General features: G+C 62.5%; 18 protein-coding genes, 3 pseudogenes and 1 riboswitch. Of the genes and pseudogenes, 5 read left to right on the top strand and 16 right to left on the bottom strand.

The genetic code is table 11. The features are described 5' to 3' along the window. Positions 1–73 precede the first annotated feature (73 nt). Positions 74–1186, top strand: a complete 1113-nt coding sequence (locus PIB19_RS01355; RefSeq protein WP_271240878.1) for an NAD(P)/FAD-dependent oxidoreductase — start codon at positions 74–76, stop codon at positions 1184–1186. Positions 1187–1190: 4 nt separating this feature from the next. Here PIB19_RS01355 and PIB19_RS01350 read toward each other — a convergent pair whose 3' ends face one another. After that, positions 1191–1598, bottom strand: a complete 408-nt coding sequence (locus PIB19_RS01350) for a hypothetical protein (protein WP_271239378.1) — start codon at positions 1596–1598, stop codon at positions 1191–1193. 146 nt (positions 1599–1744) lie between these two features. On the opposite strand from PIB19_RS01350, the pseudogene PIB19_RS01345 reads away from it, so the two are divergent. Next, a pseudogene (locus tag PIB19_RS01345) lies at positions 1745–3439 on the top strand (DEAD/DEAH box helicase); the annotation flags it as partial. Between the two features lie 371 nt (positions 3440–3810). Then, positions 3811–4295 (top strand): annotated as a pseudogene (locus PIB19_RS01340) (YaiI/YqxD family protein). 26 nt (positions 4296–4321) lie between these two features. Here the strand turns inward: PIB19_RS01340 and PIB19_RS01335 are convergent. From PIB19_RS01335 to PIB19_RS01325, 3 genes and pseudogenes are all read right to left on the bottom strand, one after another. After that, positions 4322–6088 (bottom strand): DGQHR domain-containing protein, encoded by a 1767-nt coding sequence (locus PIB19_RS01335; RefSeq protein ID WP_271239376.1) that lies wholly within the window; start codon positions 6086–6088, stop codon positions 4322–4324. Further along, complete coding sequence (locus PIB19_RS01330; RefSeq protein ID WP_271239375.1) at positions 6088–6627, bottom strand: site-specific DNA-methyltransferase; 540 nt, start codon at positions 6625–6627, stop codon at positions 6088–6090. Before PIB19_RS01330 ends, PIB19_RS01335 begins: the two co-directional genes overlap by 1 nt. After that, a pseudogene (locus PIB19_RS01325) lies at positions 6627–6941 on the bottom strand (DNA methyltransferase); the annotation flags it as partial. The gene PIB19_RS01330 and the pseudogene PIB19_RS01325, both read right to left, overlap by 1 nt. A 662-nt stretch (positions 6942–7603) precedes the next feature. Here PIB19_RS01325 and PIB19_RS01320 point away from each other — a divergent pair. Together PIB19_RS01320 and PIB19_RS01315 are read left to right on the top strand one after the other, a co-directional pair. After that, positions 7604–8965, top strand: coding sequence for a M28 family metallopeptidase (locus PIB19_RS01320; protein WP_271239374.1), 1362 nt, complete (start codon positions 7604–7606; stop codon positions 8963–8965). Further along, positions 8962–9192 (top strand): hypothetical protein, encoded by a 231-nt coding sequence (locus PIB19_RS01315; protein ID WP_271239373.1) that lies wholly within the window; start codon positions 8962–8964, stop codon positions 9190–9192. The genes PIB19_RS01320 and PIB19_RS01315 overlap by 4 nt, the downstream gene beginning before the upstream one ends. 40 nt (positions 9193–9232) lie before the next feature. Here PIB19_RS01315 and metE read toward each other — a convergent pair whose 3' ends face one another. The 12 genes from metE to PIB19_RS01260 form a co-directional block, all read right to left on the bottom strand. Beyond that, positions 9233–11521 (bottom strand): 5-methyltetrahydropteroyltriglutamate--homocysteine S-methyltransferase, encoded by a 2289-nt coding sequence (gene metE, locus PIB19_RS01310; protein ID WP_271239372.1) that lies wholly within the window; start codon positions 11519–11521, stop codon positions 9233–9235. Between the two features lie 106 nt (positions 11522–11627). Next, positions 11628–11832: riboswitch (cobalamin riboswitch) on the bottom strand. Positions 11833–11894: 62 nt separating this feature from the next. After that, positions 11895–12920 carry a glycoside hydrolase family 43 protein gene (locus PIB19_RS01305; RefSeq protein ID WP_336297231.1) on the bottom strand — a complete coding sequence of 342 codons (1026 nt, stop codon included), beginning with the start codon at positions 12918–12920 and terminating at the stop codon, positions 11895–11897. Between the two features lie 2 nt (positions 12921–12922). Further along, the gene (locus PIB19_RS01300) at positions 12923–13378 is read right to left on the bottom strand and encodes a hypothetical protein (RefSeq protein ID WP_271239370.1); all 456 of its coding nucleotides are present in this window, start codon (positions 13376–13378) and stop codon (positions 12923–12925) included. Further along, entirely contained in the window at positions 13261–13842 is a 582-nt protein-coding gene (locus PIB19_RS01295; RefSeq protein WP_271239369.1) for a hypothetical protein, read from the bottom strand. The genes PIB19_RS01300 and PIB19_RS01295 overlap by 118 nt, the downstream gene beginning before the upstream one ends. Before the next feature lie 493 nt (positions 13843–14335). After that, positions 14336–14593 carry a hypothetical protein gene (locus PIB19_RS01290; protein WP_271239368.1) on the bottom strand — a complete coding sequence of 86 codons (258 nt, stop codon included), beginning with the start codon at positions 14591–14593 and terminating at the stop codon, positions 14336–14338. Positions 14594–14710: 117 nt separating this feature from the next. Further along, positions 14711–17272 carry an RHS repeat domain-containing protein gene (locus tag PIB19_RS01285; RefSeq protein WP_271239367.1) on the bottom strand — a complete coding sequence of 854 codons (2562 nt, stop codon included), beginning with the start codon at positions 17270–17272 and terminating at the stop codon, positions 14711–14713. Further along, a complete protein-coding gene (locus tag PIB19_RS01280) occupies positions 17269–18780 on the bottom strand; it encodes a hypothetical protein (RefSeq protein WP_271239366.1) in 1512 nt (503 codons plus the stop codon). The genes PIB19_RS01285 and PIB19_RS01280 overlap by 4 nt, the downstream gene beginning before the upstream one ends. Next, on the bottom strand, positions 18756–19064 hold the full coding sequence (locus PIB19_RS23430) for a DUF6531 domain-containing protein (RefSeq protein ID WP_443018766.1): 309 nt from the start codon (positions 19062–19064) through the stop codon (positions 18756–18758). The genes PIB19_RS01280 and PIB19_RS23430 overlap by 25 nt, the downstream gene beginning before the upstream one ends. 1527 nt (positions 19065–20591) lie before the next feature. After that, the gene (locus PIB19_RS01275) at positions 20592–21062 is read right to left on the bottom strand and encodes an Imm26 family immunity protein (RefSeq protein WP_271239365.1); all 471 of its coding nucleotides are present in this window, start codon (positions 21060–21062) and stop codon (positions 20592–20594) included. Continuing rightward, complete coding sequence (locus PIB19_RS01270; RefSeq protein WP_271239364.1) at positions 21056–23668, bottom strand: RHS repeat-associated core domain-containing protein; 2613 nt, start codon at positions 23666–23668, stop codon at positions 21056–21058. Before PIB19_RS01270 ends, PIB19_RS01275 begins: the two co-directional genes overlap by 7 nt. A gap of 19 nt (positions 23669–23687) precedes the next feature. Then, entirely contained in the window at positions 23688–24578 is an 891-nt protein-coding gene (locus PIB19_RS01265) for a hypothetical protein (RefSeq protein WP_271239363.1), read from the bottom strand. Positions 24579–24603: 25 nt separating this feature from the next. Beyond that, complete coding sequence (locus tag PIB19_RS01260; protein WP_271239362.1) at positions 24604–25650, bottom strand: hypothetical protein; 1047 nt, start codon at positions 25648–25650, stop codon at positions 24604–24606. Between the last annotated feature and the right edge of the window lie 1077 nt (positions 25651–26727).

Raw genomic sequence — 26727 nt, 5'->3', positions numbered from 1 at the left:
GCCGCGACGCGCGGGGGAATCCGTGAACAGACCCTACGACGCCATCATCCTCGGCGCCGGCGCCGCCGGCCTGATGTGCGCCGCCATCGCCGGCCAGCGCGGCCGCCGCGTGCTGCTGCTCGATCACGCGCCCGAAGTCGGCAAGAAGATCCTCATCTCCGGCGGCGGCCGCTGCAACTTCACCAATATCCATACCGCACCCGACCGCTATCTCTCGGCCAACCCGCATTTCGCCAAGTCCGCGCTCGGCCGTTACACCGCGCAGGACTTCCTCGCTTTGGTCGAGCGCCACCGCATCGCCTGGCACGAAAAGACGCTCGGCCAGCTCTTCTGCGACGGCTCGGCCCGCCAGATCGTCGACATGCTGCTCGACGAATGCGCAGCGGGCCAGGTCGAGATCCGCACCGGCCGACCCGTCGGTGAGATCGCGCACGCCGACGGCCGCTACCGCGTCGGCGACGACGAAGCCCCGGCGCTAGTGATCGCCACCGGCGGCCCCTCCATCCCCAAAATGGGCGCCACCGGCTTCGCCTATGATCTCGCCCGCCGCTTCGGCCTCAAGGTGGTCGAGCCCCGCCCCGCGCTCGTCCCGCTCACTTTGCCCCCGGACCAGGCGCTGTTCCGCGAGCTCTCCGGCGTCGCCACCGACGTGATCGCCCGCGCCGGCAAGGCCGCCTTTCCCGAAGCCGCGCTCTTCACCCATCGCGGCCTCTCGGGCCCCGCGATCCTCCAGATCTCGAGCTATTGGCGTCACGGCGAGCCGATCCATATCGATTTCCTCCCCGGCCGCCCCGCCAGCTGGCTGGTCGAAGCCAAGCGCGCCCGCCCCCGCACGACGCTGCGCAAGACCCTCGCCGAAGCCCTTCCCGATCGCCTCGCCGAGACCTTGGCCGAACAGCTCGCGCTCCCCGGCGAGCTCGCCAACCTCCCCGATCGCAAGCTGCAGGAGGCCGAGCGCCGCCTCGCCGCCTGGCCCTTCCTCCCCAATGGCACCGAAGGCTTCGCCAAGGCCGAAGTCACGATCGGCGGGATCAGCACCGCCGACCTCTCCTCGCAGACGATGGAAGCCCGCAAAGTCCCCGGCCTCTACGTGATCGGTGAGGCAGTCGACGTCACCGGCTGGCTGGGCGGCTATAATTTCCAATGGGCCTGGGCCAGCGGCTGGGCCGCCGCGCAGGTGCTCTAGCCCGCTATTTGCCCTGCAGCCCCTGCGTCCGTTTCGCCACCGTCGCGCTGCGCAGCGCCTCGGTGCGGCCGCGCAGCAGCGCCACTTCGGCCTCGGTATAGCCGCCGCTCGAAAAGCGCGCACGCATCGATTCGATCCGATAAGCCTCGCGGCGCAGCACCCGCGCCTCGCTCCGGCTGAGCTGCCCCGCCTTACGCCCGGCCTCGATGTCCTCCCGGACCCCACGGACCTCGCGCGACACCGAAACCCCGCGCACCAGCCCCGGATCGACCGGCACCGGTCGCCGGATATCGCCGCGGATCGAGGGGCCGTTGCTACCCGAAAGCCCCCGCATCGATCCGGCGATCTGCGCCGAGGCCGGCACCGCCGCCACGACAGCCAGAACAATTGCTCCGATCGCAACCACACGCATGCGCCAGTCTCCCCTTTCGAGCCCTTCCACCCAGCCTCTCCCCCGCCGACTGAACCGCCGCTTAATCCCCCGCCCGCCTCAAGACTTCCCCGCTAACCTCGAATTCGCTTGCCCTTCCTCCTCCGCACCCCCATGTGCGCGGTTCCATGGAATTCCAGAACCTCCCCGCGCTTCTCGCCGAAGCGCTCGCCGCGCGTGATTACTCCGCGCCCACCCCCGTCCAGGCCGCCGTCCTCGAACCCGAAGCGAAGGGCCGCGACCTCGTCGTCTCCGCCCAGACCGGCTCGGGCAAGACCGTCGCCTTCGGCATCGCCATGGCCGGCGAATTGCTCGGCGAGGACAGCCGCGTCGTCCCCGCGCGCGCACCGCTCGCCCTGATCATCGCCCCCACCCGCGAACTCGCGCTCCAGGTCAGCCGCGAGCTGATCTGGCTCTACGGCCCCACCGGCGCGCGCATCGCGACCTGCGTCGGCGGCATGGATGCCTCGAAGGAGCGTCGCCAGCTCAGCCACGGCGCGCACATCGTCGTCGGCACCCCCGGGCGCCTGCGCGACCATCTCGAACGCGGCGCGCTCGACCTGTCGGCACTCAAGGCCGCCGTGCTCGACGAAGCCGACGAGATGCTCGACATGGGCTTCCGCGACGATCTCGAGCATATCCTCGACGCCACGCCCAACGAGCGCCGCACTTTGCTCTTCTCCGCGACGATGCCCAAGCCGATCGTCGCGCTCGCCCGCCGCTACCAGAAGGATGCGCTGCGCATCTCGACCGTCGGCGAGGATCGCGGCCATGGCGACATCGCCTATCAGGCCGTCACCATCTCGCCCTCGGACATCGAGCACGCCGTCATCAACTTGCTCCGCTTCCACGAAGCCGAGACCGCGATGCTGTTCTGCGCCACCCGCGACAATGTCCGCCACTTGCACGCCACCCTCGTCGAGCGCGGCTTCTCCGCCGTCGCTTTGTCCGGCGAGCACAGCCAGTCCGAGCGCAACCACGCGCTCCAGGCCCTGCGCGATCGTAGGGCGCGGGTCTGCGTCGCCACCGATGTCGCCGCGCGCGGCATCGATCTCCCCACCCTCAGCCTCGTCATCCATGTCGAGCTGCCGCGCGACGCCGAGGCGCTCCAGCACCGTTCGGGCCGCACCGGCCGCGCCGGCAAGAAGGGCACCGCCGTCCTCCTCGTCCCCTATCCGCGCCGCCGCCGCGTCGAGATGATGCTCAAGGGCGCGCGCATCGAAGCCGAGTGGATCGACGCGCCGACGCCCGAAGCGATCCGCGCCAATGATCGCGAGCGGCTCCTTGCGGCCCTCCTCGCCCCCGTCGAGACCGACGAGGAGGATGCCGCCCTCGCCGAGCGCCTGCTCGCCGAGAAGACGCCGCAGGAGATCGCCGCCGCGCTCGTCCACGCCCACCGCGCCGCGATGCCGCAGCCCGAGGAGATGATCGAGCAGACGCCCGACGGCCGCCGCGCCGCGCAGCAGGAGCGCCACCGCCCCGGCTTCGACGATATCGCGTGGTTCCACATGGACATCGGCCGCCGCCAGAACGCCGATCCGCGCTGGATCCTGCCCTTGATCTGCCGCCGCGGCCACATCACCAAGAACGAGATCGGCGCGATCCGCATCGGCCCGAACGAGACCTTCTTCCAGGTCCCCAGCGCCATCGCCGCCAAGTTCGCCGCCGCGATCGCCCGCACCCATGAAGGCGACGAGGACGTCCGCATCGAGCCCTCGCGCGACGGCCCGCCGCAACATGGCGGCGGCGCCCGCGGCCCCCACCAGGGCTCCGGCGGCGGCGGCCGCCCCTCGCACCACAGCGGCCCCCGCCCCCGCACCAGGGCGAAGGCCGCCCGACCCTGCGCCGCCAGGACCCCAGCCGCCCGCAGACCCCCTACAAGGCCAAACCCCACCGCAAGCCCCCGCCGCAGCGCTGAGGTCCCACACCCGTTCGCCCTGAGCCTGTCGAAGGACGGCCATCCGCAAGCGCACCGCAGGTGGCCTTCGACAAGCTCAGGCCGAACGGGAACTCTTCCCTCTCCCATCGGGAGAGGGTTGCGTAGACTTGGGTCCGCTTCTTCAGCGGGCCCTAGTCGGAGCTGGGTGAGGGATCGGGCCCTCGATAGCGGGAAACCCTCACCCAGCTACGCTAGCCCCGGCGAAGGCCGGGGTGCCAAGCTTCGCTACCTCTCCCACAGGGAGAGGAGAATAAGCTGAAGCGCCACCGAAAGGGAAACCCAGATGCCCACCCCCGCATCCTAGTCGACGCCGATGCCTGCCCGGTGAAGGAGGAGATCTACAAGGTCGCCTTCCGCCACGAGGTCCCCGTGGTCGTGGTCAGCAACCAGCACCTCCGCGTGCCCCAGCACCCCTTGCTCGCCCGGCAGGTGGTGAGCGACGCCTTCGACGCCGCCGACGACTGGATCGCCGAGCAATCCGCCCCCGGCGCGATCGTGATCACCGCCGACATCCTCCTCGCCGACCGCGCCCTGAAAGCCGGCGCCCGCGTCCTCTCCCCACCGGCAAGCCCTTCACCACCAGCTCGATCGGCAGCGCCATCGCCACCCGAGCCATCATGGCCGACCTTCGCGCCGGCGGCGACCAGCTCGGCGGCCCAAAGCCCTTCGCGCCGGCGGATCGCTCGCGCTTCCTGCAGGCGCTGGATGCGGCGGTGGTGGCGGTGAAGCGGGGCGGTTAGCTAACCGACAAAAATGGTTGGATGCGCTATGCTGGCTCCTCTGATTTGATACCAAAATGAATCTCAACGATCTGCTCAGCCATTCTTTTGTACTGGCTTGAATGATACTTGCTGAAGTCAAATTCATCTATACCAGCAAGGGCCTTCTCAAGATCCGCTTCAGCCAGCGAATTCCCTGCCTTAATGAGCAAACGGAGGGTAATCAGGAAGCTATTCACATACGTCGTAGCGAGGACACGCTTCTCTACTTTAGCAGAGGTCGTCCACCGGCCCGACGACAGGTTTTTCCTAATTGCTACCAGAAGCCTGTTGATCATCACGACACAGAAGCCCACATATTCTGCAAGCGCCTCATCATTCCTGCCTTCCGCGACATCATCGCGGGCCGAATGCCTCCAGATCGAAAAGAGCGAATCCGTGCCGCTGGTTTTCACTAGCGGCTTGAGCCCGAAGCTGACGATCGACGCGGTTTTGAGCTTGTCCGTATCAAAGAAATATTGCTCGACCACTCCTTGTAGAGGTCCCGTCTTTGCGAGCTGCGATAGAACGCGCGCCGCAATCGATTCGCTCGAAAAGGGTTCGAGCACCAGTCCGATTGCTTGCTTAAGCTGCGACTTGGCGTTCGTCTGGGTCGAGTTGATTTCGAGGAATAGTCGCGCCTCGAATTTCTCCCGTTCAATATCCGAAACGCCTTCCGGATATATGATGCCGGTAACTAGAAGATTTTGCTGGACCCGCAGCAGCGCGATCTCCGGATCGTCCTTGGTCGTTTCGTGATAGGCAAAAACGCGGTGCTGACCATCGATGATGCCGATGCTGTTTGGCTTCTCGGGCAATTTGATAGTGACGGGCGCAGTCTGCTTTAGCGTAGCGGAATCAACCGTCTCCTGCCCTTTCAGCGGCCGAACTTCTGGAGGAAGGGTGACAATTATATTGTTGATAAAGACGCGCTTTTGCTTTTTCAGGTAGGTTCGGATTGATTCGACTTTTTGCTTTGAGATCATCCGCTGATAAAGATTCATCGAATCCCGCCAGCCGTCCTTGCGCAGCACATAAGCCGTGCGGAGCAGTGCATCGGGATCGGCATAGAAGGTGACGATCTTGAAGCCTTTGTCGAAATGCGAATGTGCCTCGGGGAGCAGAGATCCCGAATAATCCTTTGAGCGGCTGCTCACCTCGATCTTGCCATTTACGCCGACCTGCGCGTCATTGATGCCGAGGAAGTGGAGCAGCTCGAAGCGCGAAGATTTGCGAACTGCATCAGAGACTGCTGCAAAATATCGAACTGCCGGATAGTCCAAATAGACTGGGGCGGGCACATTGACCTTGTGCCTCTCCTCGAAGTCATGGCGCGAGCAGTAGATGATTTTCACAATCGCCTGCTGCACATGATAGGCCTTCGCCAGCTGCTCCGCGCTGGCCGGGAATTTGTTCGCCAGAAATGTCAGAAACGCTTCCGGATCGGCCAATATCTTATCGTAGATATGCTTTTTGTTCTTTAGATGCTCACCGACACCCGAAGGCTGCGCGCAGGTGTATTCGGCGAGAATGATGACGTTCTCATAGACGAAAATATCATCTAGGTCAGACTTCTGGTTGTCGTAGACGAACTCGCGGTCGCTCACGCCCGTCACACGATGAAATCCCGCCCGGGTGAAAGACGCGCGAATCATCGAGCGATGGTCGGCCTTCAACTTGTTGGCGGCCTTCTCAGTCGCCGACAACGGCGATTTCTTCGCCTTTTTGAGCTTACCCTTAGCGGACGTCGCCACCGAAGATTTCGCCGCCGCCATCACTCGGCCGCTTCAGACCATTCCTCGGGAATCTCGCTAACCCTCTCACCCGCACGAGGTCTACGTATTTCCTTACCCGACCGCCGCAGTTCAAGTGCTCCAATGTGCAACGCTTTTACCCGTTCGTGGGTAAGTTCGATATATTCGGCGCTGCGATCGATGCCAATCACGTCCCGTTCAGCCTTGATCGCCGCTATCGCACTGGTGCCAGCACCGATGAAGGGATCCAGCACGACATCCCCGGCATTGGAAAAGGCGAGAACGCATCGCTCCGCCAGTTCATGCGGGAACTGACAGGGATGAATCGTTTGTTCCGGATGATTGGCTTTTACGTTGGGGATCTCCCAAATCGGATTCTCACTGAAGCAGTCTTCAGCCGAAAAGGTCCAAAAATCTGAGGGATTCTTACCAAGCGGGTTGCCGCTCGGCCTGCCCGCTTTAGCCTCACCCTTCCTGGCAGAATGACGCTTCCCGGATAGAGTTGCGGAACACGGATTGGATCGAGATTGAAGACATACTCGTCGGACTTGGTAAACCACAGCAGCGTCTCATAGCGACCCGACAGACGCTTATTGGCGTGCAGGCCGAAGTTGAACTTCCAAATGATGCGGTTGCGTAGTTTAAAGCCTTGGCTGAGAAACATGCCGTAAAAATGATAATCTAGAGGAACAACCTCGCCCTCGCGAACATAGTTACCTACCTGCCAGCAGACACTGCCTCCAACTGCGACCTTTTTGCATATTTTCTCAACAATCGGTGTTAGCCACTCGATATATTCCTCGAGAGACATCGCCTTGTCGCGCTCGTAGATTTTGCGGAGATTATATGGCGGCGAGGTCAAGACAAGTTGCACTGTCTCGTCGTCGATCAGGTCGAGCGCTTCCGAAACATCGGCTTGGATGAGCCGCAAACCGTCATCCACTATTTCAGGTACGTTCGCGTTAGCCAAAGCTTCCCCCACTCCTAGCAAGCGATTAGCAGTATCGATTGGCTATTTCTATACCGATCAGATCCGTGCGGCGCTTTTGAAACTATCCGCATCAAAACCACAGCGACCCTGTCCCCTCCCCTTGCAATGTAGGATTTCGTCTGCTTGCCTCGGGCGGTCGGCCTTGCCGTCCCGCTCTTTGATTCGTCGCATCGATCCTGCTCTCGCCACCGCGCCGCACGGCGCGTGCGCGTTACCTTCGCGTCAAGTCGCCGCGGGTGCCCCCGGTATTGCGGAAGCGACGCGCAGCCGTCGCACAAGCGGCGCGTGGATGCCCCCACCAGTGTGACCTTCGTGTGACCTTTGGGTCGCCACACCGCTGCGCAGGTCCCACATCGAGTCAACCGCGCCAGAAGGCCAATTCAGCAATTTCAATGACTTGACGAGTCAACGCCGCCCGACAAACCTTATATCGAGTCAACCGAGTCAACCAGATCGGCGTCAAAGCCGGCATTGTCGTTCGCGCCCCGTTGCCCTCCTCCCCGCGCGTTCTTAAGGTCCGCGCAAATTCCAGGACACGGGGCAATATGCACAGACTGAAGACCATCCTCCTCGCCGGCGCGCTGGCAACGGGTCTCACCACGCCCGCCACCGCCCAGCGCGCGCCGGCGAAGATCACGCCCGAGCATGTCCGCGCGCATGTCGACATCCTCGCCGGCCCGGCGCTCCGCGGCCGCGGCAGCGCGACGCCGGACGAGGCCGCGGCGGCCGCCTATGTCGCGGCGATGTTCCGCGGCTATGGCCTCGCCACGGCGCCTGGGATGACCGGCTATACCCAGCCGATCGACGTGGTCAGCCTGCGGCTCGACGGCACGCCGGTGCTCACTGCCAATGGCGCCGCTGTCGAGGCGCCGTTGCTCTTCTCCTCCATGGGCCAGCCGGTCCGCGGCAAGCTCGTGGCGTTCGCCGGCACCGATCCCAAGGCCGTCCCCGCCGCCGACGCGGTGATCGTCACCGGCGCGGGGGTCAACGGGCTGCAATTCGCCGGCGGTGTCGATCCGTCCAAGGTCAAACTGGTGATCATCCGCGCCACTGAGCAGGTCCGCGGCTATTATGAGCGCATCGGCGGCCGCCCCCGCCTGCCCCGCACCATCAAGGGGGAGACGCCGCGCCTCCGCCCGACCGTCGTCGCGCTGAACGACGCCGCGTTCGACAAGCTCGCCGCGCAGGACGGCGCCGAGATCGCGCTCGAATTGCCCGGCTTGGTCGAGCAGGCGCAGGTGACCACCAATGCGGTGGGCTGGCTCCCCGGCACCGACCCGAAGGCGGGCGTGCTGCTGATCACCGCGCATGTCGACCATCTCGGCGTCCGCCCCGACGGCAAGGTGATGTACGGCGCCAATGACGACGCCTCGGGCACCGCCGCGGTGCTCGAGCTGGCGCGCACCCTCTCGAACAGGAAGCATCGCCGCGGCATCCTGTTCGTGGCCTATGGCAGCGAGGAGGCCGGCGGCTTCGGCGCACGCTGGTTCGCCGAGCATCCCCCGGTGCCGCTCTCGGACATCGTCGCCAATCTCGAGATCGAGATGATCGGCCAGCAGGATCCCAAGCTCCCCGCCGGCACGATGATGATGACCGGCTATGAGCGCTCGACCTTCGGCGAGACGCTGAAGGCGCACGGGGCGCTGGTCACCACCGATCCCTACCCCGAGCAGAACTTCTTCCAGCGCTCGGACAATTACGCGTTGGCGCTGAAGGGCGTGGTCGCGCACACCGTGTCGGGCTGGGCGACGGTCCCGACCTATCACACGCCCGAGGACACGATCGAGCGGCTCGACTTGCCGTTCATGGCCCGCGCGATCCAGTCGCTGGTCGCCCCGCTGGCCGGCCTCGCGGACAGCAAGGCGAAGCCCGAGTGGAAGCCCGGCGGCCGCCCGACCGAGCAATGACCGCGGGCGAATTGCAGGACCTGCTGGTGACGGCCCTGGTGCGCAAGGCCGGTGGCAGCAAGCGCGACTGGCGCGCGGCCCTGGGCAAGGTCCGCGTCTACAGCCCCGAGACGCATCCGCATTGCAACTGGTCGGTCGCCCCCTCGGGCAGCAACGGCGAGAATGCGATCATCGAGCGCCTGCTCGACGATTTCCGCGGGAAGCACCCGCTGGTGACAGGCGAATGAGACCGGCGCGCAAGGCCCAACCCCTGCGCGCCGGCCCGCCTCACGCCGCGGTGCGCAGCGTCCGCGCCGCGGCGACCATCGCCTCGATCGCCGGCTTCACTTCATCCCATTTCCGCGTCTTGAGCCCGCAATCGGGGTTCACCCACAATTGCTCGGGCTTGAGGTGCAGCTGCGCCAGCCGCATCAGCGTCACCATCTCCTCCTCGCCCGGCACCCGCGGCGCGTGGATGTCGTACACCCCCGGCCCGATCGCACCGGGATAGCGGTATGCGGCGAAGCCCTCGAGCAGCTCCATCTGCGAGCGGGCGGTCTCGATCGAGATCACATCGGCATCCATCGCCCCGATCGCCGGCAGGATGTCGTTGAACTCGGAGTAGCACATGTGCGTGTGGATCTGGGTCGCGTCCGCCACCCCCGCCGCGGAGAGCCGGAAGCAGGCCACCGCCCAGTCGAGATAGGCCTCCCAGTCCCGCCGGCGCAGCGGCAGTCCCTCTCTAAGCGCCGCCTCGTCGATCTGGATCGCCTTGCACCCCGCCGCTTCGAGATCGACCACCTCGTCCCGGATCGCCAGTGCGATCTGCCGGCAAGACGCCTCCCGCGACTGGTCGTCCCGGACGAACGACCAGTTGAGGATCGTCACCGGCCCGGTGAGCATCCCCTTCATCGGCTTGGTCGTCAGGCTCTGGGCGTAGCGCCACCATTCGACCGTCATCGGCTGCGGCCGGGAGACGTCGCCGAACAGGATCGGCGGCCGCACGCACCGCGAGCCATAGGACTGCACCCAGCCGTTCACCGTGAACGCGAAGCCCGACAATTGCTCGCCGAAATACTGGACCATGTCGTTCCGCTCGAACTCGCCATGGACGAGCATGTCGAGCCCGATCTCCTCCTGCCAGGCGATCGTCCGCGCCGTCTCTTCCCGCAGGAACGCCTCATACGCAGCACCGTCCAGCTCACCGCGATTGCGTCGCGCCCGGGCATTGCGGACCTCGGCGGTCTGCGGGAACGAACCGATCGTCGTCGTCGGGAACGCCGGCAGATCGAGCACCGCCGCCTGCGCCGCGATGCGCTCGCCAAGGCCGGAGCGGCGCTCGTACATCGCATCGGTCACCGCCGCGGTGCGCGCCGCGACCTCCGGATCGTGCACCCGTGGCGAGGCCCGTCGATCGGCATTCGCCCGCGAGGCCTTGTCGAGTTCCCCGGCCACGCTCGCCCGCCCGTCGTTGAGCGCACGCTTGAGGACCGACAGTTCCTCGACCTTCTGCACCGCGAAGGCGAGCCACTCGGCCACGTCGCCGAGCTTGCTTTCCAGCGCCAGGTCGACCGGCACGTGGAGCAGCGAGCAGGACGGCGCGAGCACCAGATCCCGCGTCGCCGCGATCGGGGCAAGGCGGTCGAGCAGCACGTCGAGATCGGCGCGCCAGACGTTGCGGCCGTCGATCACTCCGAGCGACAGCAGCATCGTCTTCGGCGCGGCCTTGAGCAGCGGATCGAGCTGCCCGGGTGCGCGGACCAGATCGACGTGCAGCCCAGCCACCGGCAAGGCCGCGGCGAAGGAGAGATTCTCGCCGAGCCCGCCGAAATAGGTGGTGAGCATCAGCTTCGGCCCCGCCCGCGACAGTCGGGCATAAGCGCGGGTCAGTGCGCGCCGCTGCTTCTCGTCGAGATCGAGCACGAGCACCGGCTCGTCGATCTGCACCCATTCGGCGCCGGCATGCGCGAGCTGCCCGAGGATCGCGGCGTAGAGCCCGAGCACTTCGTCGAGCATGTCGAACGGATCGACTCCGCGCCCCTTGGCGAGGCTCAACCAGGTAACCGGCCCGAGCAGTACCGGACGCGTCTCGAAGCCCTGCGCTTTGGCCTCGCGATATTCGTCGACGATCTTCAGGCGATTGAGCGCGAGCTTCTGCCCCGCCGCGAGTTCGGGCACGAGATAATGGTAGTTGGTGTCGAACCACTTGGTCATCTCGCACGCAGTGACGCTGCCATGCGCATGGCCGCAGCCGTCATCGTCGCCGGTCGTCCCGCGCGCCATCGCGAAATAGGTCGCGAGGCCCGCCTCGCCGGCGGCACTGCGATAGCGATCGGGGATCGCCCCCAGCATCAGGCTGGTATCGAGGACGTGATCGTAGAGCGAGAAATCGTTCGACGGCAGCCAGTCGGCGCCGAGTGCCTTCTGCCGCGCCCAGGCTGCGGTGCGCAGGCCCGAGGCGGCGTCGAGCAGTTCGGATTCAGAGGTCTTGCCGGCCCAACGCGCCTCGAGCGCGTGCTTCAATTCGCGGCGCGGCCCGATGCGCGGAAAACCCAATGTGGCAATCGTGACGGTCATGTTCTTCAACCCCGAAGAGGGGCGGAGCATGGACCAGACACGAGCAGGCGCCGCGAGGACGACCCCGCGGCGGAATGCAAGCGGCCAGCCCGGACACCCCGCCGGTGGACGTTATGCGTCGCAGGCAGGTCTCCTGGCTCGCGGGTCACAGCCGACGGTCCGTCTTCCCGGGGCGCGAACCCCAGTGACACAAGTGGACCACAGCTCACCGCTTACAGTTGCGGGGGCAGCGCCGGCATCGCACCGGCTTCCCGTCTTAGCTCCGCCGCGGGGCACGCCCCGGACGAAGAACCTTCGACGGCATCAGGAGTGGCACCGCGCCGCGGCGCGGTCAAGGGACATATAAAGATATCTTTATATGTCTTTCAAATGCTCAGCGCGGCTTGGCGAGCCGTTCGCTCGCTCCCGAGGGCTGGGCGAACACCGGCTGCCCGTCACGCGACCAGTTCACTCGCTGGATGCGCGGCGAGCGCTTCGGCGTGCAGCGCATGTCAGGCCCCGGATTGGCGTGATAGACGATCCAGGTCTCGCCCCCGGGTGTGGTGAAGAAGCCGTTGTGGCCGGGCGCATAGGCGCTTGCCGCCTCCGACTTGGTCACCACCGGCTGGAGGCGCTTGGTCCAGGATTTCGCATCGAGCAGGTCGCTGCCCGGCCTCGCGTGCAACAGCCCCACCGCATAATCGTCGGACCAGCAGGCGCTTCCCGAATAAGAGAGATAGATGTCGCCCCGCGGCCCTTGGAAGAAGGCCGGCCCTTCGAGGATCTGGCGGCCGCCCTGGCGCTCCCAGCTCTGGTCGGGACGCGCGATGATCGTCTCGGGACCTTCCAGCGTCACCGGATCGCGCATCGCGACGATCGACAGCACGCTGTCCGGCCCGACATAGGGCGAATAGACGAAATAGCGCTTACCGCCCGCCGTGAAAATGGTGCCGTCGATTCCCGTATAGCGGGTCTTCAGCTTGCCCATGTCCTGCCACTCGCCGGTGAGCGGATCGCTGGCATTGTTGCGCAGGACGAAGATGCCGCGATGGGCGTCGTCACTATGGCCGGTCTCGGCGGCGGTGTAATAGATGTACCAGCTGCCATGGATGCGGTGGAGCTCGGGCGCCCAGATCGCCACGCCGTTGGGCGCGGGTTGTGGCGGCGCCTGCCAGACCAATTTGCGCTCGGCATAAGCGAGATCGGTGATGTCCTTCGTCCGCCAGATCTCCAGCCGATCGCCCAGCGTGTGCATATAGTAATAGGTGTCGCCTTCGCGGTGGACCGACGGATCGGGCCCCGACGGGAGCAAGGGGTTGGTGAAGGTACCGACTTTCGCCTTCGGATCCGAAGTCTGGGCAGCGGCCGCCCCGGCCAGCACCACCGCCGCAGCGAGCAGCATCACGGACCTGGTTTGCACCCTCACTTCTCCTCGCCGGCGGCTGGAACGCTGCCTGGGAAGGCGGCGACGATCGCATCATATTGCTTGCGGTCGATCTGGATCATCGATCCGTGGCGCAGGCCCGCCGGCATCGCATAGCGATCCCACGCCGTGACACCGCTGTTTCCCGAGACCTGATACCAGGGTCCGCGCAGCCGCGGCGCCCTGGACAGGCCATAGCTCGCCCCCGCATATTGCTCGTAATAAAGCAGCCAGTCCTGATTGTCGGGCGCGCGGATCAATGTCGGCGCCTCGCGGAAATTGGGGCTGAGCGGCGGACCCGGCTGCGGATACGGCCCGGTCAGCGACGGCGCGCAGCTCATCCGGATCGTCTTGCCCGTGGTCCAGTCGTACGAGGGATAGCGCTCGTCCTTGAGGATCGCGCAATAGCCCGGCCCGGCATCGTCGGGCTGGAGGATCGTGTCGATCGTCGCCATGTCCCAGCCGAACAGCCGCCGCGGGGCCCCTCGAAGGTCTTGAGGTCGCGCGACTGGACATAGAGCGTGCGCTGGCTGGCCCAATAGCGCTCGGGATCCTTCGGATCGCCGGGCACGTTCGGCGTGTGCCAGGTCAGCAGGAACTTGCCCGATCGCCGATCGAAGAACAGCTTGGGCGCGCCGATGCGTTGAAGCGCGCCCGCATGGCCCGGGATGTTCGAAAGGTCCGGTCTGTAGGTGCCCCAGGGCGTCCAGCGGATCAGATCGTCCGAGACCCAGAAGCGAATATAGGGATCCTCGTCGCTCTTGTTGCCGACGAGGAAATAGCGCCCGTCGGCACCGCGCGCGATCGAGGCGTGGCCGTGATAGTCCTCCGAGACCGGACGGCCACCATTGACCTGCCGCCAGTGCAGCCCGTCCTCGCTCACCGAATAATAAAGGACGCCGTAGCGCGCCTTGGTCATGTGCGCGAAGAGATAGGCCCTGGCGGGATCGACATAGGGGTTTCGGGCGCGCCGGGCGGCACTTGCGCCTGCTGCGCGGACGCCGTTGTCGTCGCCACGGCCAGCATCAGAATGACCGCGGCCATCCCAGTCGATCGTCTTGCCAACACCCTGCTCCTACGACCCGCGCCTTCAGACGCCCTGCGGCGCATCCTCGAAAGCGCAAGCCATTGTGTCAAGATTTATCATATCAATGGGCTAAATTGTGCCTGTATTCCAGGCACCGAGGCTGGCCGATCTGATTGGGAGAATGTGGCGGCTAAGACGCAACGCGCCGGACGGTTCAAAGTGGCCATCAGCAACCGACGGTTTTCAGGTCGAGGTTCGCGAGGCGATGATCGACCGAATCCTTGGATGTAGGGATAGCCAGTCCGGACTAGGCGCGGGAGACGAGCCATTCCGTCTTGATAGGGAGTTCAGTGATTTAGTAAACTTCCACCGTAATGCCACTCCATTACTTTGGACAATTCACCTTTTGATGTCCTAAAATCTTTGTTACGTTCAAAGTAGGGCGACCCGTGGCATCTGCGGGCTTAGCGGTATCACCTACCAAGACGAGGCGAGCACACACCAGAGGACCGCCAAAGGTCAATGGGATATACTGACCTAAAATCTTCGACAAGGTTTTGTCTTCTGTTTCGATGTCAAATATTCTCCCCGTATCACTCTCGAAGTAAGCATATTCTCCAGCTACGAATACGCCCTTGAACAATTTTCCTCCCATAGGAGAAATAACTTGCGCGCGATTTTCGCTCGGCGACGCACATGACAACAAACCAAGCGCTAAAGCTACACAGGAAAGGCGGAGGCACATATAATTCTCCGTTATCTAATTGCATGACGGCTCCGAGTTACCCTTGCAGGACACTTCGAATGATTGCTTTGCGCTCTTTTCGACATCAACTTGTTGCATCTTCATTGCGCTACTATATTCATTTTGAACCGTGAAAGCTCTTCGCTCTGTCTCCATTCTTTGCTCGCCCGTCTTCAAAGGACCGTTACTCCTCCAGTCCTCAGCATGAGGTCCCTCATGCGCGATCGCCTGCCCCCCAACTTCTGCGTTACCAACAACTTCCGGCCTCATATGTATGGAGCCATCCTCTTGGCTAACGTTTGCGGCAGTGCGAATATTGGAGTCAATGACTACTACTTGCCCCTTTCCTCGTGGGCCGAATTCCTCTGCAGTTCTCCTCAGCTGGGCGCCGTTCGGTGACTTGGCGGCGGCTTCTCGGACTTTATCAAACGCAGCCGCCGCTTGTGCGCAGATTGTATCTGGGCCTACACATTGTTCTTGGCCAGTCGGATCCCTCCCATTAACCGGGTCATTGCCTACATAAGCATACAAATTGACCTGATCGTCATACCCAATCGGATCGGTCTGCAGGAAGCGCCCGAGGGTCGGCGAGTAGATGCGGGCCTTGTAGTGGTACATGCCAAGCTCGGGGATCCAGGCCTGGCCGGTGTACTGGAAGCGGCCCGAATAGGCGTGGTTCGGGTCGCCGGGGATGCCGTATTCGTCATAGGTGTTGACGTGCAGGACATTGCCGGGTCGATCGGTGACCGCGACGATGGAGCCCTGATGGTCCGAATACAGGTATCGCGGAGAATTGAAGGTCGCGCCCTCGTACCACACCAGCGGATCGTCTGCGCCCGAGCCATGGACATAGCGGCGCAGCAGACTTCCCGAGCCATTATACTCCGCGACCAGTTCATCGCCATCATACAGGAACCGGGTCGCTCCTGCGGCTCCGCCGGCGGTCTGGAACAGCCGCCCCAGCGGGTCATAGGTGAGGCTCGCGCCGGCTGAGGTGGCCACCAGCCTGTTCTCAGCGTCGTACGTATAGACGGCAATGCCGTCCGACGTCAGATTGCCATTCGCATCGTACCCGTAGGGGTTCGGGCCCACGGCGGTATATTGATTGAGACCGTTTCGTGCGTAGCTGCGGCTCGCGCTCACATAGCCGGTGAAGGCATAAGCGTCGTTATGACGAGTGCGCGCAACGATCTGGCTTGCTGCGTTGTAGCCAAATGTCGTCAAGACATCGCTTGGACCCGGCGCGAAATTATGGCCCAGCGCCATGAGGCGCGAGATTCCGTCGTAGATATAGCTGGTTGTCCCGGGATACCCGTAGGCATGATATGTCGACAGACGTCGTCCGGCGGCGTCGTAGTTGATATAGAGGGTGACGTCGGCGCCATTCCCATTGAGATTACCGTAAGCGAGGCGATCCAGGCCGTCAGCCGCATAGTCGAAATAGTTCCCGTCCGGGTGCGTGATGCGTGTGCGATTGCCGTTCGCGTCATACTGATAGCCTAGCGTGTGGCTGCCACCGCCCATGCTGGTGGTGCTGGCGCTCAGCCGCCCGAACCCGTCATATGCGCTCGTCACCGCGTCGGCGCCGGACGCACTGTCGAACCGCGCCGCGGTCTGCAGCCCGCGAAGATCATAGCTGTAATGGACGTCGCGGGTCGCCGATGCCGCCACATTCGTACACGCGTAGCCAGCCACGCAGGCATCCGGCACGATCTTGCTGGTGAGCCGGTTCAGCGCGTCATAGGCGTAGGTGAAGGTGCGCCCGTCGCGCTTCCTCAGGCTCGTGCGGTTGCCATTGGCGTCATAGCCATATTCTTCATAATCGGTCGCGCTGGCCGTGCCCGCCGTCACCTTGTCCGGGAACTGCCATTTCACCAGCCGGTCATGGCCGTCATAGGTGTAGGCGGCCTTATTGCCGTTGGCGTCGATCACCGACGCCTGTTTGCCGTTGACCGTATAAGCGTAGCTGACATAGCCCTGCTCGAGGGCCGTTCCCACTGCCTTGCGGACCTGCAGCAACTGGTCGGCCGCGTCATAATAATTGCGCGTGATCCGGTCCGCGCCCTGCGTGCCCGGCGTCCCCAAGGTGCAGGCGCTCGCCGGCAGGGTGCCGAATGCCGCAGGGTTCATCCGCACCGCCGTGCATTCCAGCCGTTCGCCCGCGTCGTAACTGTACTGGGTGACTTGGTAGGCCGTCCCGCCAGACGACACGCTTTCCTTCAGCTTGCGGTCCATTGCGTCGTAGACGGTGTCGATCTGACTGAAGACGGTGAAAGTCGTATAGCTTTCCCACAGCCTCGGCTCGACCGCCTCCGACTGCCAGGCCGCAAGCTCGCCCTTCTCCACCTTCACCAGCCGCCCGGCTGCGTCGTAACTGTTGCGCACCGCCAGATGATGAAGGGGGCCACTCGCATCCGGATCAGGCGCGATCGTACCCGTCACGCGGCGCTCGGCGTCGTACCGCGTGGCCGCCGTAAAGACCGACGGCGCGGACTGGGCGAGGGCCATTCCCGAAGACATCAGCGTTGCCAGCGCGAGCGCCGCTTTAGCCAGTCCGCGCATCCGCTGCCCGCTCACTGGCAGCTCCCCAGTCCGGCGCGCGGACTCGTTTCCCAGATTCGGTTGCCGTCCTGATCATAGCCGTAGCAGGTGCGAAGCGAAATGCCGTCCGCCGTGACGATCTTGCCGCGCAGCAGCAGGTTGCTCGGGGCCGAAGCGTTACCGGCCTGATATTCGTAGCTGACGACTATCTCGTCGGAGGCGCCGCCCGCGCATGCATTTCCTGTCGTAGCCGTTGTCCGGCAGGTGCGCTCCTCGGTCGGCAACCACACGGGAGTTGCAGCAGGCGCATAGCCGCCGCCAGCCGTCTTCAGCCACGCATAATATTGCGCATAAGCGGAGCGCTTCACCGGCTGCACCCCGCCCACAGCAGGACCGGTTTCCGTCAACACGCCGCCATGGGTTATGTCATAGGCGTAGCTGGTGGTCGATCCTCTGGCATCGGTGACGCTGGCCGGCTTGTTGCAGGTCTTCGCGTTCGCGCACGTTGCAGGGAACGATGCGGTACTCACGATGTCGGCCAGGCCCGATCCAGGTTTTGCCTTTCGTTCTGTCTGATAGACGTTCCCGCGATCGTCCCGCTGGTAAGCGACTGCGTCTCCCTCCGGATTGGTGACGAGCGCTACATCCACGGTTTCAGTGGTAACCGGCCATTCCGGACTTTCGTACTGGATGACCGTCGAGTGGCCCAATGGATCAGAAATGAACAACGGCATGCCGCCAGTTCCCACCCCAACCGACGTCACCTGGCTGCCATTCAGCGTCATGGTGGTGTTACTGCCATTCCAGACATAAGGGTCCGGCTCGCCTTCGTTGGTGAGGCCGCACGGTGAGGGGTCAATGGAAAAGATATATGCTTCTCCGGTAGCCAATAGCTGAGACGCGATCGGATCCTTCGGCCACCGCGCCATCCTCGTATCGCTCGGATCCCATGTGCTGGCCGGGCAGTCGGAATAGGTGTTGGAGATCCTGCATTGGGTCTCGCCGGGATTTCTCACGCAGGAAAGGTGATCCGACGTACCATAGCCATATGCGGCCGTGCTCCCAGCCTTCGTGACAGATGTCAGCAGTTGTGCGGTAGGGTGGAGAACGCCGTAGCTATACCCATAGGTGACAGCGCGAGCGGTTGATGGGCAAGTCGCCGCAGGTGCAACATAGGTGACCGCGAGATTGACCACGCACGCCTTGGTCGGCGCGTCCAGCAATATTGCCCAGCCGCGGTTGCTGAAGACGCTTTCGAGCTTTCCGGCCACGTAGGTGAATTCCAGACGGGTGCCGTCCGGATAGGTTATATTTGATACCGCCGCGGCAGCGATGCCCGGAGTGAAGTTGATGACCGTGCCGTCGGATTCCGTCAGGGTAAAATATCCCGACGTGTAGTTGGTCCCGTTATAAACGAGGGTCACGCCATCCTTCGAAACGGATCGATAGGGCCCCCAGGCGACGTGAGTCGGGTGAGTCGCGGTGCCTCCGGTCGTTCCGCCGATAAAGGCGTATGATTTCATGCCAATGCTGACATTGTACATCCATTCGCGCTCGTTGGGAGGCGGTGGCTCGACGCCGGGGGCAAAGGCACCTCACCATTATTGATGTAGGTGGCGAAGTTATCCGTCCAGCCTAGTCCAAAGAACATGCCGGTCCGCGGGGGCGGGTTGCTGCTGTACGAGCGGCGGAACGAAAGACCCTCATGGCCGGAACCGCCGATCGAGAGATCTTCCTCGTCATATGAGAATGTCAGGCTTCGGAAGCTCACCCCCGTAGGGCTTTTGGTATCGTGCCTCGGCGGTGGAGTCTGGGCGGCTGCCGGCATCCCTGCGGGACAAGCCAGATTGACCAGCAAGATCAAGACACAGGACGATACTGACATGCGCATCCGGGGAAATCCTTGATGAAGGTGTCGGCACGAAATCTGCTGCGAGCGTCAGGCTGAGACCGATCAGGGGCAGGCGCGTCGCCCTTGGGATACAAGAGCACGCTCGCAAACCACGCCTCGCGAGCAACAACCGCGCCGTTTGAAGCGCGGGCCCTTTTATGGCGTGGGAGGGGGTACTGATGTGGGAGTAGCTGTTGGACAGGGCGCGGGCGTTGCAGTTGCAACATCGTAACGTGTTCGGTTGCCCGCCGGATCGAAGCAACCCCCGTCACTCGACCAGCATTGGGGCCACCGGATGTTGAACTTCCGGTCAGGCGCCCAAGTGTGTCGTAGGAAAAGGTCGTTGTCTCCTGTGCTATTCCAGCAGTACCGAACACGACGGTTACTGCCGACGCGACAAGCCAGCGCGATTTCCGCATGTATACCCCCTCTTGCTCGTGCCCGACTCGGGTGGAACCTGAAGATACAACCCGAAGAAATCCAACTTGGCAATCGAGCTCGTTGCGAAACGCTTCAGGCGGTTGCCAACGCCTGCTCTGAAAGTTCTGCCGAGAATCGCAGTCTGCGGCATGGTGCGATTACGGTGACAGTTTACTAAATACCCGAAGCTTTGGGCTTGGGTCCGCGCTTTTGTAGGGCGAGGGTTCTTCCGGTCTGGGCCTCGAGCGCGGCGATCTAGTCTAGACTGCCCAAGGGGTGCCCAGTCGTCTCCGAGCGCCGTAGCGTCCGCCAGGCGTCGGCATAGTCGTCCGGCGATCCGAAGGCGGCGAAATCGCCGTAGCGATCGAGCCCCGGCGCGACGCGGACCAGGCCATCGCCTTCGCCCGCAAAGTGCGCGCGTACGCTCGATCAGCGCCAGTCCTCCGCGCGCTCCACCAAACCCGCGCGCGACGGATTGAGCAAGACCTAGCGCATTGCATGCTCCAGATGCGCCTCGGCCATCACAACCGCGCCGAAGCGCCCTTGCCACAAATGCCCTGTCCAGCGGTGCCGTGCGCTTATGAAGCCGGTGTATCGGAGATGCGCATCGGCTGAAGGTTCTGCGCAACCCGTCCCCATCGCCCGGCACCACGATGACGTGCACATGATTGGGCATGAGGCAGTAGCACCAGATCTCCGCCCCGGCCCCTCCGCGGCTTCGCCGAGCAGGTCGCAGTAAGAAGGCCTGCTGCCGCCGATTTGCCGCGCTGTGTGACATGATAGGGATAGCCAGGCAGGACTAGGCGCGGGAGACGCGCCATTCCGCCTCGATAGCAAGTTCGGAGATTTAGTAAACTGTCACCGTAATGCAGAATCGGGTCTATGGCATCGTCGGCGAGCCATCTAAACAATGCGCAAACAACTTCTTATGATCCAAAGCGATCATGGGAAGTAATTTCTTAAATCTCTATTTTGAGGCTAGCGTGATCTAGTCGCTTGCCTCCTTATAATTGAGGATTTGTCTCGCATTGAAATATGCATCTATCATCTAATTCTCAACTGATCAACCCATATATTAGGCTTACCTAAGAAGTGGTCTAGCAACCTGTCCTCCACATGCTCCGCTTCCCAAACCGCAGCAACTTCTAACTCTTTACATTCCTCAAGTGAAGCCGGTCGTTCATAATGTGGCGCAAGCTCTACAATTTCATGATATATTGATAGTTCTCCCGTGACTTGATCCTTCTTACAGAATTTTGGGATAGATTTTAGCTGATCTGGTATTTCACTACTATAAATAACCTCCCACCTGCCAGATGTGATCGCACTATTCATAACCATAATGCTAAAAGCTATAGGAATATTGTTAACGCTCTGCGGAAGATCATCTTCACGATAGACCCTATCGAAGAAAGATATTATGGGCTCCTTCAACGAAATTCCTAAGGAAAACATGCCGTTTTGTAACTTAATTTTAAGAACTTGCCCCTCTTTCCTTTTTACTCTTCTCAGCACGGCCCAAATTCCTTTGTTGCTGCAGCACGACAAGCCGCACCATTCGGGTTGCGATCTGAAATGCCGTTTATTCTATTGCCCGACGTGCCACCTTGTGACTGAGCTCCTCCATTCCGCTCAATCATCTGCTGCTCCCTGCCTCTAATTGCCTGTGAATTGCTAGAAGAACGATCAAGGCTTGCAGGTCCATATCCCTCCGCATTCATATGATGACTGGCGTCTCGTCGAGCAACATTCTGAGCTGGGGTTCCCAATCCACTCGTTTTTCCGGTATATTTTATCTTAGTAATTGGATTTATTTTGATATATGTTTGAAAGGTTCGCCCCTCAGTTCTAAAAATGCGAACTGCGTTCACCAACCGAACTGGTGCTGCGACTACATTCGCTCCGCCGCTCAGAGTTGGTGGTAAGCCAGTCGTGTTATTAACAATGTGGCCAGGAAGGTCCGCCAAGTCCTTTGGAAACCTTCGAACATTATCCTTAAAGTCATCCCACTGCTCTTTGGCCCAATTCCACAGGTCCTGCCCATCGGTTCCGTTGGGATCGCGAATGTTTACCGGGTCATTGCCTACATAAGCATACAAATTGACCTGATCGTCATACCCAATCGGATCGGTCTGCAGGAAGCGCCCGAGGGTCGGCGAGTAGATGCGGGCCTTGTAGTGGTACATGCCAAGCTCGGGGATCCAGGCCTGGCCGGTGTACTGGAAGCGGCCCGAATAGGCGTGGTTCGGGTCGCCGGGGATGCCGTATTCGTCATAGGTGTTGACGTGCAGGACATTGCCGGGTCGATCGGTGACCGCGACGATGGAGCCCTGATGGTCCGAATACAGGTATCGCGGAGAATTGAAGGTCGCGCCCTCGTACCACACCAGCGGATCGTCTGCGCCCGAGCCATGGACATAGCGGCGCAGCAGACTTCCCGAGCCATTATACTCCGCGACCAGTTCATCGCCATCATACAGGAACCGGGTCGCTCCTGCGGCTCCGCCGGCGGTCTGGAACAGCCGCCCCAGCGGGTCATAGGTGAGGCTCGCGCCGGCTGAGGTGGCCACCAGCCTGTTCTCAGCGTCGTACGTATAGACGGCAATGCCGTCCGACGTCAGATTGCCATTCGCATCGTACCCGTAGGGGTTCGGGCCCACGGCGGTATATTGATTGAGACCGTTTCGTGCGTAGCTGCGGCTCGCGCTCACATAGCCGGTGAAGGCATAAGCGTCGTTATGACGAGTGCGCGCAACGATCTGGCTTGCTGCGTTGTAGCCAAATGTCGTCAAGACATCGCTTGGACCCGGCGCGAAATTATGGCCCAGCGCCATGAGGCGCGAGATTCCGTCGTAGATATAGCTGGTTGTCCCGGGATACCCGTAGGCATGATATGTCGACAGACGTCGTCCGGCGGCGTCGTAGTTGATATAGAGGGTGACGTCGGCGCCATTCCCATTGAGATTACCGTAAGCGAGGCGATCCAGGCCGTCAGCCGCATAGTCGAAATAGTTCCCGTCCGGGTGCGTGATGCGTGTGCGATTGCCGTTCGCGTCATACTGATAGCCTAGCGTGTGGCTGCCACCGCCCATGCTGGTGGTGCTGGCGCTCAGCCGCCCGAACCCGTCATATGCGCTCGTCACCGCGTCGGCGCCGGACGCACTGTCGAACCGCGCCGCGGTCTGCAGCCCGCGAAGATCATAGCTGTAATGGACGTCGCGGGTCGCCGATGCCGCCACATTCGTACACGCGTAGCCAGCCACGCAGGCATCCGGCACGATCTTGCTGGTGAGCCGGTTCAGCGCGTCATAGGCGTAGGTGAAGGTGCGCCCGTCGCGCTTCCTCAGGCTCGTGCGGTTGCCATTGGCGTCATAGCCATATTCTTCATAATCGGTCGCGCTGGCCGTGCCCGCCGTCACCTTGTCCGGGAACTGCCATTTCACCAGCCGGTCATGGCCGTCATAGGTGTAGGCGGCCTTATTGCCGTTGGCGTCGATCACCGACGCCTGTTTGCCGTTGACCGTATAAGCGTAGCTGACATAGCCCTGCTCGAGGGCCGTTCCCACTGCCTTGCGGACCTGCAGCAACTGGTCGGCCGCGTCATAGTAATTGCGCGTGATCCGGTCCGCGCCCTGCGTGGCCGGCGTCCCCAAGGTGCAGGCGCTCGCCGGCAGGGTGCCGAATGCCGCAGGGTTCATCCGAACCGCCGTGCATTCCAGCCGCCCGCCCGCGTCGTAACTGTACTGGGTGACTTGGTAGGCCGTCCCGCCAGACGACACGCTTTCCTTCAGCTTGCGGTCCATCCCGTCATAGACGGTGTCGATCTGACTGAAGATCGTCAGTCCGGTCCAGTTCTCGGGCCGCACAGCCTCGGACTGCCAGGCCGCAAGTTCACCCTTCTCGACCTTCACCAGCCGCCCGGCGGGATCATATGTGTTGCGGGTCACGAGATGGTGCAACGGTCCGGCACCATCGGGATCGGGCGCGATCGTACCCGTCACGCGGCGCTCGGCGTCGTACCGGGTGGCTGTCGTAAAGTCCGACGGCGACACCTGGGCCAGCACCGCCGAAGGAAGTACGATGGCGGCAAGGCAAAGCAGCGTGGCGATGGCCTTCTTCATGGCCGTTTCCCCACGCCGCTCATGGACACACCGCCAGACCGGCGCGCGGGCTGGTCTCGCTTATCCTGTTGCCGGCCGGGTCGTAGGTGAAGCAAGTACGCAGCGTCGTACCGTCCGCGGTGACCGCCTGGCCGCGCAACAGGAGATTGTTCGGACCACTGTTCGGACCATAGTCATAAGACGTCACGACCTCGTCTGCCGTGCCGCCCCCGCAGGCATTGTTGACCGTGGCAGTGGTGCGGCAGGTCCTGGTGGTGGAGAGCAGCCAGACCGGCGTGGCGGCCTGTACGAAGCCGCCCGCGCCGTTGCTCAGCCAGGCGTGGCGCTGGACATATTCGTGACGTTTGACTGGTCGCACGCCGTTCGGATCTGCCGGCAGGCTCTCGGTAAGGACTTCCCCATTCTCGGACTTATAGGTGTAGTTGGTCGTGTTGCCCCGTGCATCGGTGATCGAGGTCGGCTTGCCGCAGATCCGGGGCTGGGAACAATCATAGGTCGCCGATTTGACGATATTTGCGAGCCCCGATCCGGGCTTGGCGATCTGTTTGGCTTGCGAGACATAGCGGTCGTAATAGGTCAGCTCGGTCCGGATGCCCTCCGGATCCGTGAAGTTCTGCAGCGGCCCGACCACGCAGCGACTGACGTAGTTGGGCAGGTAAACCAGTGCCACCGGATCGCAATAGTCGAAGGTCGTGGTACGCCCGAGCGTGTCGGTAATCGTCTGAGGTGCGGGTGTCTGTTGATAGAATATCCGGTGCTGATCCGGTGCGTCGACTTCGCATGGAAATTGCGTGCAAGGCACCGTGTCGCCCGGGCCCTTTCCCGGCACATATGGGAATCCGTAATGCACCTGGGTACCGCGACCGAGATTGTCGATATAGCTGCCGCCGACGATCGTCGAATAGTTCACGGTGAAGCTCCCGGTGGGCGCATAGTCAAAGGCATAGGCATAGCTGCGCCCGTCGGCGAAGCTTTGCGCCTGGACATACTCGATGGGGGCGCCTTCCTCGTTGTTCGAGATCGACCCCCACCGTGTTGGTGAGCCAGGGCGTGCTGGCGCCGGGCTTATAGAACTGCATCGTATAGGAGGCGCCCGACTGCGCTCCGTAGCCGAAGCTCGAAATGGCCCCATCGGATCCGGTGACACTGGTGAGGCGCATCCCCGAATAGCTGTAGGTTGCGGTCGCGAGCGCGCTCGCAGTGCAGCTGCCGGGAGCGGTGCCGAGCGTGAGGTTGTAGAGGCAGGCCTTGGTGATCAGGCTGCCGACGCCGCCCCAACCGCTATTTCCCTCCAGCACCAAGGCATAGCCGCGCGAGCTCTCCACCTTGCTTAGTCGGGCATAGTTGCCGTTGTTGTTACCCGTGGAAGCGTAGCTGAGTGCGTACCTGGTTCCGTCGGGGCGGGTGACCGACGAGGCTGCCGCACATCCCGATGGGCCTGCGAAAATGCAATCGGCACCACCGATTGGACGGAAGACGATGATCGTGCCATCGTCCCCGGTATAGGTATAGACGGTCGAAGCACCCATGAAGGTCCCGCCTGTATAGGTGAGCTTGCCGCCTGCTCCGTCTGACTTCTGCCCGTAAAAATTGGAGGTGGAGTCGAAGGTGGTAGTAAGGCCGTTATTGTGTAACGTGGCCCGGAAGCCGGAATTCGTACCAACTTGCTGCGTGTCGAACGGATAGACGACCAGGAACACGTCCCAATTGTTCGCGAAGTTGCCGAACGAACTATAGTGCCCGGAAATCGCCTCCGGTGTCGTTCGGGTCAGCGCCAGGCCGCCGGTCTTGTCGCCGATCGAAAGGTCGGTCTCGTTATGGATATAGCGTCCGGTCCGCATGTCCACGCCGCCGGGCGCAATGGCAAAGTGCTCGGCGGGATTATTCACGATGCCGTCCTGGGCCCAACCGGGCAGGGCCGTAACCACGAGAGCGACCACGAGTGCGATCGTCGCACAAACATGCCGGCACGAACTCTTCATCTGTCACCGTCCTGGATCGTCAGAATTGTGTTTCGATCGACGGCGTGCCTGTCGCTGATGGATGATCAGGCATGAAGCCCGGTCAAGCGACAAGAGCACGCTCGCAAACCACACCTCGCGAGCAACAACCGCGCCGTTTGAAGCGCGGGCCCTTTTATGGCGTGGGAGGGGAACTGGTGTGGGAGTAGCTGTTGGACAGGGCGCGGGCGTTGCAGTTGCAACATCGTAACGTGTTCGGTTGCCCGCCGGATCGAAGCAGCCCCCAGTCACTCGCCCAGCATTCGGGCCACCGGATGTTGAACTTCCGGTCAGGCGCCCGAGTGTGTCGTAGGAAAAGGTCGTTGTCTCCTGCGCTATTCCAGCAGTACCGAACACCACGGTTACTGCCGACGCGACAAGCCAGCGCGATTTCCGCATGTATACCCCCTCTTGCTCGTGCCCGACTCGGGTGGAACCTGAAGATACAACCCGAAGAAATCCAACTTGGCAATCGAGCTCGTTGCGAAATGCTCCAGGCGGTTGCCAACGCCTGCTCTGAGAATTCTGTCGAAAATCGCCCAATGCGCGAGCGCTGCTTTTCGAGAACCGGAACCCCTCGCCATGACTTGCGGCTATCGGACCCGTGGCCTCGACAGATGACGGCGGATGTCTGCAATTGGTAGCAAGCGGACTACCGACGAGTCCATGTTCTCAAGAGGGCGGGCCGAGCGCGTCAGCCTCGCGCTCTCTAGATCAACGAAAGGAAATGGGACCGCCAGTGGGACCCTTGAACCGTCGTCGCCGATGCGCCGGGTCGGACCGGCGCGCCGGGATCGACGTCGACGTCCGTCGGCAGGCCCGCGTCGTTCGATTCAAAAATTCGTGCGGAGGCGAGGAGTTCGTGCCCTTCAGCCGGCGCCTTGTCGTACCCTGCGCTTGGATACCGTTAGCTGCTCCCTTGACAAAACAGGTTGACCGGTCTGTACCTAAATCCCGCCTTTCATGGGCGACGAAAGTCTGGAACATGGTTCCGCTCCGCGAGCGGAGCCGTGAGATTCTCCGGCGGGCTCGATTGGTCGCCTCCTGCCGAAGTCGTGG

Origin of the sequence: Sphingomonas sp. 7/4-4, assembly GCF_027941955.1 — a bacterium.
In the GTDB taxonomy this organism is placed as follows: Bacteria; Pseudomonadota; Alphaproteobacteria; order Sphingomonadales; family Sphingomonadaceae; genus Sphingomonas.
This window is presented reverse-complemented; position numbering and strand designations above follow the sequence as displayed.